Annotated in this window: 8 protein-coding genes and 1 pseudogene; 2 read left to right on the plus strand and 7 right to left on the minus strand. The window is 41.1% G+C overall.

Features of this window, described 5'->3' with window-relative positions:
* Positions 1 to 341 precede the first annotated feature (341 nt).
* Complete coding sequence (locus tag L0G63_RS12735; RefSeq protein WP_301450989.1) at positions 342 to 473, minus strand: hypothetical protein; 132 nt, start codon at positions 471 to 473, stop codon at positions 342 to 344.
* A gap of 174 nt (positions 474 to 647) precedes the next feature.
* On the opposite strand from L0G63_RS12735, the gene L0G63_RS12740 reads away from it, so the two are divergent.
* Complete coding sequence (locus L0G63_RS12740; protein WP_301450990.1) at positions 648 to 1,757, plus strand: PLP-dependent aminotransferase family protein; 1,110 nt, start codon at positions 648 to 650, stop codon at positions 1,755 to 1,757.
* 54 nt (positions 1,758 to 1,811) lie between these two features.
* On the opposite strand, the pseudogene L0G63_RS13715 reads toward L0G63_RS12740, so the two are convergent.
* The 6 genes and pseudogenes from L0G63_RS13715 to folE2 all read right to left on the minus strand — a co-directional run.
* Positions 1,812 to 1,928: pseudogene (locus L0G63_RS13715) on the minus strand (DUF934 domain-containing protein); the annotation flags it as partial.
* Between the two features lie 58 nt (positions 1,929 to 1,986).
* Positions 1,987 to 3,921, minus strand: a complete 1,935-nt coding sequence (gene thrS / locus L0G63_RS12745) for a threonine--tRNA ligase (protein WP_301450991.1) — start codon at positions 3,919 to 3,921, stop codon at positions 1,987 to 1,989.
* Positions 3,922 to 3,951: 30 nt separating this feature from the next.
* Positions 3,952 to 5,307 (minus strand): dihydroorotase, encoded by a 1,356-nt coding sequence (locus L0G63_RS12750; RefSeq protein ID WP_095570154.1) that lies wholly within the window; start codon positions 5,305 to 5,307, stop codon positions 3,952 to 3,954.
* Positions 5,297 to 5,857, minus strand: a complete 561-nt coding sequence (locus L0G63_RS12755; protein ID WP_095570153.1) for a carbonate dehydratase — start codon at positions 5,855 to 5,857, stop codon at positions 5,297 to 5,299. The genes L0G63_RS12750 and L0G63_RS12755 overlap by 11 nt, the downstream gene beginning before the upstream one ends.
* Entirely contained in the window at positions 5,847 to 6,305 is a 459-nt protein-coding gene (hisI, locus tag L0G63_RS12760) for a phosphoribosyl-AMP cyclohydrolase (protein WP_179288379.1), read from the minus strand. The genes L0G63_RS12755 and hisI overlap by 11 nt, the downstream gene beginning before the upstream one ends.
* Entirely contained in the window at positions 6,293 to 7,195 is a 903-nt protein-coding gene (gene folE2, locus L0G63_RS12765) for a GTP cyclohydrolase FolE2 (RefSeq protein WP_301450992.1), read from the minus strand. The genes hisI and folE2 overlap by 13 nt, the downstream gene beginning before the upstream one ends.
* Positions 7,196 to 7,622: 427 nt before the next feature.
* On the opposite strand from folE2, the gene zigA reads away from it, so the two are divergent.
* A complete protein-coding gene (gene zigA, locus L0G63_RS12770; protein ID WP_301450993.1) occupies positions 7,623 to 8,843 on the plus strand; it encodes a zinc metallochaperone GTPase ZigA in 1,221 nt (406 codons plus the stop codon).
* Positions 8,844 to 8,902 lie beyond the last annotated feature (59 nt).

The following is an 8,902-nucleotide window of genomic DNA, read 5'->3' on the forward strand; positions in this document are numbered from 1 at the left end:
GTATCAGCAAGCATTTAATCTAAACGGCAGTTACACAGAATTCGGGATGGTCTCCGTTTGTGCCATGAGTATTGGTCCTATGTGTCGCCCAGTGATTATATAGCGCATTTAGAACTGCTTTGTTACGACCACAACATAGAGTTTGATGAATTGTTTGCTACACTTGCAAAATGTCAGGTTTATTTAGATGACGTACACTGTGAGTACTGTGGTCGTCCCTATCAACTAGATGTCCCAGCAGATGTACCTTATGCAAGGAGGTTAAATTCTTGGTTTTGTGAAGGGTGTATCAGCTTTTCAGGTGGTCAGATTACTGTAAGTAGATAGACTACTAAGTGTAATTAATTTACCAGATAACTTAGGTTATCTGATGACTGCATGAGCTCTTTTTGAAATGCTTTGATGTCTTCGAAGCTTCCAACGTGTTTAGCCATTTGTTCGGCTAATTTCTTTAGTTCTGTTTCTTTTGTCATTGCTTATTCTCCTTTACATTGGATTATAAGCAGTTACACAGAGTTTGGGAAAGGCTCCCAAAATCAGGTTACTTTGTCAAAGCCACGACACCAAATGACCGTCTCTCGCCAAAGCGCATTAACCCACCCGCTGCTCCCAGAGACGTAACCGTTCCAGCCATCTTAAAAGACATCATGACACGCAGTGCCGCCTTTGATATTTTGCCAACGGCTGGTGTTACCAATGATGCGAATCACCTCATCACTTTAAACCGGCACTTAAGCAAAGCATTGCGTTCCAGACCCACTCAAAAAGCTCTCTACTACAACGACTCAAGTGGCGATATGCGCTTAAAAGATGCCATTGTGACTCACTACCGTCACCGTAGTTTGAACCAAGATCCATCACAGGTTTGCATTACCGGTGGTTGCCAACACGCCTTATTCATCTCTCTTATGGCAACGTGCTCACCCGGTGATACTGTAGCAGTAGAGTCTCCAGCATTTTATGGCGTACTGCAAATCATGGAACAACTCAAACTGAAAATTATCGAGGTCGCTGCTGACCCTAGAGAAGGTTTGAGCGTTGAAGATTTGGTCGAAAAAATAACAGAGTGGCCGATTAAAGCCTGTATTGTGTCGCCAAACTACGCCACGCCCACTGGGGCGTTTATGCCTGAAAAAGCACGCCGAGCATTAATCAATCTAGCGGTTGAAAAAGATTTTTGCATCATAGAGGACGATATTTATGGGGATTTGGCTTTTCCGCCTTTTACAGCCGAACCATTGAAGAAATTCGATCCTAACGGACAAGTTATTCTGTGCAGCTCTTTCTCGAAAAGTTTATCGCGAGATTTAAGGATTGGCTGGGTGTTTGGTGGTAAGTGGCACGACAAGATTACTCAATTGAAACTGGTTACCCAGCTCTCCTCTAGCGAATCCACTCAGCAGGGTTTGGCAACATTTTTAGAAGAAGGTCATTACAGACGTTACATTGCTCAACAGGTCAATACGCTAAAGCAACAACAAAGGGATCTGATGACCTTATTAGATACTCATTGGAGTGACAAAATTCGCTATACCCACGCCCAAGGTGGCATTTCTATGTGGGTAGAGTTAGATGAAACCATCAACACACAGCGCAGTTATAATAAAGTATTAGAGCAAGGCGTGATCATGACACCCGGCTCACTTTTCTCGGCATCGGGTCAATATAAAAATTTTTTACGCTTAAGTTATATCCACCCGTTGACCGAGCAAAGGCAGGCCGCTGTCAAAAAGCTATTTGACGTACTACTTGGATAGGGTTTTTTAACATTAAACCTAGTGACGAACAAGCTTTTGATGCCTTTCACCGCATTATATAGCGAAACCGTCGAAACTACTTTGGTGCATTAGGCTTAACTGATCTCTTAGTACATCACCAAAGACACATGAATCACCTGGATAATTTAACCGCTTACACAGTAAATATACCGTCGAGTAGCCCTACCCATTTTTAAAATCAGCGAAGAAAACACATATAAACGATAATTTATCTATCTTCATTTTGACTCACCATGGCTTGTCTAAGAAACTTTTCTAATTCATCCATTTGCAATAATCCCAAGTCCATACCTTTACTGGTGCGGACTCTAACGCTAGATTCCTCCAACTCTTTTTCTCCAATCAATAAAAGAAACGGTACTTTTTGTAAGGTATGCTTGCGAATTTTATAACCAAGTTTATCCTTACCAAAGTCACACTCTACTCGCAATGATAAATTCTGTAGTTGCTTCAAGACTTGCTGGGCATAAATCTGTTGGTGTTCAGAAATAGTTATTATCATAACTTGGACAGGCGCAAGCCAAAAAGGTAGGTGACCTGCGTAGTGCTCAATCAAAATGCCGATAAACCGTTCAAGTGAACCGAATATAGCGCGGTGTAGCATGACCGGTTTCTGTTTCTGATTATCTTCGTTAATATAGCTGAGATCAAAGCGCTCTGGGAGGTTTAAATCTACTTGAATGGTGCCACATTGCCATTCTCTACCGATCGCATCTTTTAGCGTAAATTCAATTTTAGGTCCATAAAATGCACCTTCTCCTTCACTGACCTCATAGGCGATATCAATGTCTTGCAAAGATTGAATGAGCGTCTGTTCTAAAAAATCCCATGTTTGCTCAGACCCTATTCTATTTTTTGGACGAGTAGATACTTTGATAGAAATATTGTCAAACCCAAAATGCTGGTAGATTTTATAAATCAAGCGGATGGCACTGACACACTCTGATAGGAGCTGGTCTTTGGTACAAAATATGTGCGCATCGTCCTGAGTAAAATGTCGAACTCGCATTAAGCCGTGCAGTGATCCTGAAGGCTCATAACGGTGAACTTTACCAAATTCCGCCATTTTAAGTGGTAACTCTCTATAGCTTTTTAAATCATGACCGTAGAGACAAACAGCACCAGGACAGCTCATTGGTTTTAACGCGTAGGTTTTTTCATCAGGTGTCTCTACCGCAAACATTTGCTGTTTATAGTTTTGCCAATGTCCTGAAATCTCCCATAGCTCTCTATCCATAACGTCTGGTGTATTGACCTCAATATACCCTGCCTCTTCCTGCTGATGGCGTAAATACCCCGTCAGTAATTGAAATATTTTCCAACCTTTCGCATGCCAAAAAACAGCTCCTGGTGCTCGTTCGTCAAAATGTAACAGGTCCAGTTGCTGTGATAATTTTCTGTGATCTCTTTTTGCTGCTTCTTCTTGTTGCTTCAGATAATCGGTCAGTTGTTTTCGAGTAGCCCAGCAAGTGACATAGATTCGTTGCAACATAGGCTGACTTGCATCACCTTGCCAATAGGCACCTGATACATGAGTGATTTTGAAGTTTGGCAAAAATGAGGTGTTAGCAACCAAAGGGAATAGATAGATATCATTCACACTATCATCAAGTGGTTGAAATAAGGTCGTTATTGACTCGCTTTGTTCTCTATACTGTTTTAAATGTTCTGATTTAAGTGGGTTTTCTGAGCCGAAGTAAGCAATAGCATCAGTTAGAGAGACGTCACGACCTACTATGGGCTGCTTTTGTTGAACAATATTTTGCATGCCGTTTGATATGTCATTGAGGTGATCTTCGTTAAAATTAGGCGTCTCTGCAAAATCATAATAAAAACCAGTATCTGTGGTTTGATACTGTATGGGCTTGGCATTTGGGTGTAAGTTTAAAACTGATTTCACAAGAAGATAAGCAAATGAATCACGTTGAAGCATTGAAGCCTCGTCATCTTGAGACGTGATAAGCTGGATGTGGCAGTCTTCAGTTATGAGATGTTGTAAATCAACATATCGGCTACCAACTTTCGCCAAAAACACTTTTTTATAAGCAGGCGGTTTATAGGTTTCTAATAAGGTAGCGATCGATATAGGGTCTTCAATTGAAAGTTGCTGAGCATTTTGGTGACTAATTATTTGGATATTCATAAGTAATCTGTCAATTAATAATTATGGTGATTAACGGTCGATTTCAAGAGATTGACCACGGCAGTTTGGGAACAGCTGGTTTTTATGCCATGCAAGTTGCCCTGAGATGATGGTGGTGTCTACAGAATATCGAAAAGCTTTATGTGCAAAAGGCGTCCAGTTACAGTGCATATAATTACGAGTGTCACTGACCATGACTTTTTCTTTATTTTCTTTGAGTAATACCAAATCAGCCCAATATCCTTCGCGTATATAGCCTCGGTCTTTAATGCGAAACAAGTCTGCCACTTGATGCGATGTCTTGCGTACCATGGTTTCGATGTTCATCTGTTTGTCCTCAACCAATTCCATCAACGCAGGCAAGGCATGTTGTACAAGGGGCAATCCAGCTGGGGCATTGAAGTAACTTTGCTGCTTTTCCTGCCAAGTATGCGGTGCGTGGTCAGTACCAATAATATCCAAACGGTTAGACTCTGAGATCGCTTGAATCAATGCCTGACGGTCCTGTACTGTTTTGATGGCTGGATTACATTTGATGAGATGTCCTAGCATTTCATAATCAGTATCATCAAAACTTAAATGATGCACACAAACTTCAGCGGTAATATACTTTTTATCGAGTGGTAGGTTTTTAAACAGACAAATCTCTTTAGCTGTGGTGATATGTAATACGTGTAGCTGAGTACCATATTTTTCAGCCAGTGCAACCGCCATACTTGAGCTTTCAAAGCAGGCTTGTTTATCACGAATACGGCCATGCATGACGGCAGGAATGTCGGCACCGTATTTTTCTTTATACTGTTGCTCGCGCATTTTGATACGAGGCGTTGATTCACAATGCGTCAACAAAATAGTAGGCACATTCGAAAATAGGCGTTCTAGGGTTTGCGGGTCGTCGACCAGCATATTGCCTGTAGACGCTCCCATAAAAACTTTAACGCCACTAACAAGCTTAGGGTCTAGGTTTTCGACAATATCAATATTATCGGCACTGACACCGAAGTGAAAGGCGTAATTTGCCATGCTATGTGTTGCGGCATTTAACTTCTTTTGCTGTAATGCTTGCAAATCTAGTGTCGCAGGCTGCGTATTGGGCATATCCATATAGCTTGTGATACCACCAATCGCCGCCGCCATCGACTCTGATTTTACAGTGCCTTTTTGCGGTGCCCCTGGATCTCTAAAATGCACTTGATCATCAATCATACCTGGAATGAGCCAGCCACCTTCTGCATCGATATTTTCTGCACGAGAAACACCGGTAATACTAGGCTGTATTTTTTCGATACGACCATTTTCTATCAGTACATCAGCCATTTCCCGAATGCCTTCATTCACAATGACAGCATTGCGGATGATGATTTTTGGAAGGTTGCTAAAATTCATTTTGTAAGGCCTTGTATCCTTGCACCAGCTCGATATTGGCATTTACCACACTTTCTGAAAACTCATTAAGCGATACATCCATAGGTGGAAAGTCACTTAAGTTAGTGGTGGGGTGAATATGACTGATAGCAGGAACATAAAAGTTATCAGGTAAGTCTTGTCCATCCACAACGGCATTGTGTCTCACTGCACTTCTATTACCGACTCTGCAATTGAACAAGACACTATTGAATCCTATAAAGACATGATGTCCAATCTTACAAGGCCCATGAATGATAGAGCGATGAGCAATAGAAGAGTTTTCTCCAATGGTGACAGCGGCCCCAGCTTTGGAGTGAATAACTACTCCATCTTGAATGTTTGAATTAGCACCGATAATAATAGGTTCCATTTCACCTTGTGCATCCACTTCATCAGCGCGGATAACAGCATAAGGCCCAATGAAGACATTGGCATGAATAATAACTTTGCCGCAAATAATAGCCGTTTGATCGACATAGGCCGTTTGATCGATGATAGGAAGGTCGCCGGATGGGTTTTTACGAATCATAAGATATCTTATTGGTATTGGATAAAGGATTGCTTAAGATTGATACTTGTGTCAATTCTAAGCCTAGATAAAAACAACTGGGTCGCAAGGTGTGACAGGCGGGGCCATGTTGCTGAACTGAAAATAAAACAGCATCTCCATCACAATCTAATTTGGCATCGATAAGCTGCTGGTGATAACCAGAGCTTTCTCCTTTGCGCCATAAAGTTTGTCTCGAACGCGACCAGTAGCAGACTCTTTTAGTGGTTAAGGTTTCTATGAGCGTTTCGGCATTGACCCAAGCCAACATTAATACTTCTTTAGTTTGGGCATCTTGTGCAATCGCTGCTATCAAGCCTTGCTCATTCCAAGGAATCTGCTTCATCACCTTATCAAAGCAGTACTTTTGACCTTTTTTGCCATGTTCCATTGCTAAGAAAATAGACGTGCTTGCGTTCACCATTGCCATGAACCTTCTGCAACAGCGTCATGTGCATGCAGGCTTTCTGCATGAATGACTTTGAATTTAAATCCTAAAATATTGGCATAGTCTAAGAATGTATGACGTAACCGCCGTACGGCATCTTCACAGAACATCAAGTTTTGTCCATTTGCCAGTGCAAAAGCTTGTTCATCTACCCGTTTTACCGCTGTTTGCACAGGTGTCGCAAGGGCGTGTTCTGCTTGGTCAATGATTGCGATGAGTGGCAGTTCAGCTAACTCAGTTGAGACCTTAAACCTTAATTGGGCCACGCTACGCTGACTATGCGGGGTTGCAACAATCGCCTCGGTAGTCCCGAACCAATCGATAACTTCTTCTGAATTGGTCAGATCAAATCGTTTCTCTGACAATGCTTTTTGAAACTGCTGCTGAATCAAACTACGTGATAAGGCAGCCGAACAAGGACAAGTAGATGAATACGGGATCTCAACTTGAACCTCAAAGAAAAATTGCTGATCAATGAGCTGGCAGACCAGCTCAAAAGGGTAGCTTTTCCAGCCAGTCAGCGGACTGATCAATGCGGGACGCTCGACATATAGCTGACTTTTTATATGTAGTTTTGCATTGCTAGATAAGCCTTCGTGACTCTTGAGGAAATCTTGCAATGTGTCTTTGAGGTGCGAAAAATTGAGTGTTTTTAATTTGACTAATTCTAGTAGGCGAATGTATAGCCTAGACATGTGAATCCCTTTGACAGCAGGGTCATCTAAGCTCACGAAAGCATTGACTTGACTTGGGCAAAGCGTATTTTCTATGTAAATAGGTAAGGCAATATTCTCCATGCCAACCCAGTCTAAACAAGAAGAATGTGGTGCTACATTTAGGTTTTCAGAGATATCAGGAAGATCGTTAATCATTAATATTTAGAACTCAGTTGAATTATTTATTGTTATGTTATAACATTACAAGATATTTGGCAACTATAGTGATGTTTACTGTTTCACCTATACAAATTTCCGTATAGGTAGTGAGGTGCTAGATACATTAGAAGCAATATAAATTTTAGAAGCTAAAAAAAGATTTTGTACGTTCTGGTAGGAGAAAGGAGCGGCGTTAAACATGTGACTTAAGGTTTATAGTTTTAAGCAAATTCATACCGCTAGTGCTGGTTACCAAACTTGGGGTCCTGACCACCTTAGTAAATCCTTACCTTGTTTGTCTCGCACCATTTAAGACAAAAACGCAACCAATCGATATGCTTTTTATTTTTCATAATCTTACGTACCTATATTTTTCAAGTATTTTTTATAACCCTTATATAAATTGATAGAGAAGAGAGAGCCAATGAGTAATTCCTTAGCCATCGAAAAAAAACTGCCTGTGACTGTGTTGTCCGGGTTTTTGGGCGCAGGTAAAACTACGCTACTCAATCATATTTTGAATAATCGTGAAGGTAGACGCATTGCCGTTATCGTAAATGATATGTCTGAGGTAAATATTGACGCAGCATTGGTTAGAGAAGGTGGAGCTGAGTTGTCCAGAACCGATGAAAAACTCGTAGAAATGAGTAATGGCTGTATTTGCTGCAGTTTACGAGAAGATTTATTGATAGAAGTGCGACGTCTGGCAGAAGACAATCGTTTTGATCAACTGGTTATCGAATCAACTGGCATTTCTGAACCATTACCTGTTGCGGAAACCTTTACTTTTGAAGATGATGATGGTTTTTCTCTCAGTGAGTTTGCCCGTCTAGACACCATGGTGACCGTCGTTGATGCCTTTAATTTTTTAAAGGACTATAGCTCTTATGACAGTATACAGTCTCGAGGCGAATCATTGGGTGAGGAGGACCAACGCACCGTGGTCGACTTATTGATTGATCAAATCGAATTTTGTGACGTCATTGTGTTGAATAAAATTGATTTGATTTCAGATGCTGAAAAAGAAAGATTGCTGGCAATTATTCACTCGTTAAATCCGCGAGCTAATATTGAAATTTCTCAATTTGGTCAAGTAGATTTAGATAAGTTGTTGAACACAAATTTATTCGATTTTGATGAAGCCTCTGAAGCACCAGGTTGGCTAAAAGAGCTTAGAGGGGAACATACACCTGAAACGGAAGAGTATGGCATCAGTAGTTTTGTTTATCGTGCTAGACGCCCCTTTCATCCGCAGCGGTTTTACGATTTTATTAATACAGAGTGGAAAGGTGTGATTCGATCTAAAGGTTTTTTTTGGCTAGCATCTCATCCCAAACTGGCAGGTTCTTGGTCACAAGCGGGCGCGATGGCTAGACATGGTCTAGCTGGATATTGGTGGGCAACCATTCCTGAAGAGCAATGGCCACAAGATCAGCAAAACCGTGACATCATAGAAAGTAATTGGGACACGAGTACAGGCGATGCGCGTCAAGAGATTGTGCTAATAGGCATGGAGATGGATGAGTCAAATCTTATTGATAAGTTCAATAATTGCTTGCTTAATGATGAAGAAATGGCAGAAGGTCCTGAACATTGGAAATTGATGGATAATCCATTTATAGAGTGGACTGACTTAATAGCTTAATTTTTGGGGCTGTCCTAGATAACTAGTTCAAACCCTGTTTAACCCATTGTTTTAATTGT

The organism is Psychrobacter sp. (assembly GCF_030454045.1).
Lineage (GTDB): Bacteria > Pseudomonadota > Gammaproteobacteria > Pseudomonadales > Moraxellaceae > Psychrobacter.

Bases quoted from the DNA above. Each gene is read 5' to 3' on its own strand.
- thrS (WP_301450991.1), bottom strand. From the start codon at position 3,921: ATGAATATCCAAATAATTAGTCACCAAAATGCTCAGCAACTTTCAATT.
- L0G63_RS12735 (WP_301450989.1), bottom strand. From the start codon at position 473: ATGACAAAAGAAACAGAACTAAAGAAATTAGCCGAACAAATGGCTAAA.
- hisI (WP_179288379.1), bottom strand. From the start codon at position 6,305: ATGGCAATGGTGAACGCAAGCACGTCTATTTTCTTAGCAATGGAACAT.
- zigA (WP_301450993.1), top strand. From the start codon at position 7,623: ATGAGTAATTCCTTAGCCATCGAAAAAAAACTGCCTGTGACTGTGTTG.
- L0G63_RS12755 (WP_095570153.1), bottom strand. From the start codon at position 5,857: ATGATTCGTAAAAACCCATCCGGCGACCTTCCTATCATCGATCAAACG.
- L0G63_RS12750 (WP_095570154.1), bottom strand. From the start codon at position 5,307: ATGAATTTTAGCAACCTTCCAAAAATCATCATCCGCAATGCTGTCATT.
- L0G63_RS12740 (WP_301450990.1), top strand. From the start codon at position 648: ATGACACGCAGTGCCGCCTTTGATATTTTGCCAACGGCTGGTGTTACC.
- folE2 (WP_301450992.1), bottom strand. From the start codon at position 7,195: ATGATTAACGATCTTCCTGATATCTCTGAAAACCTAAATGTAGCACCA.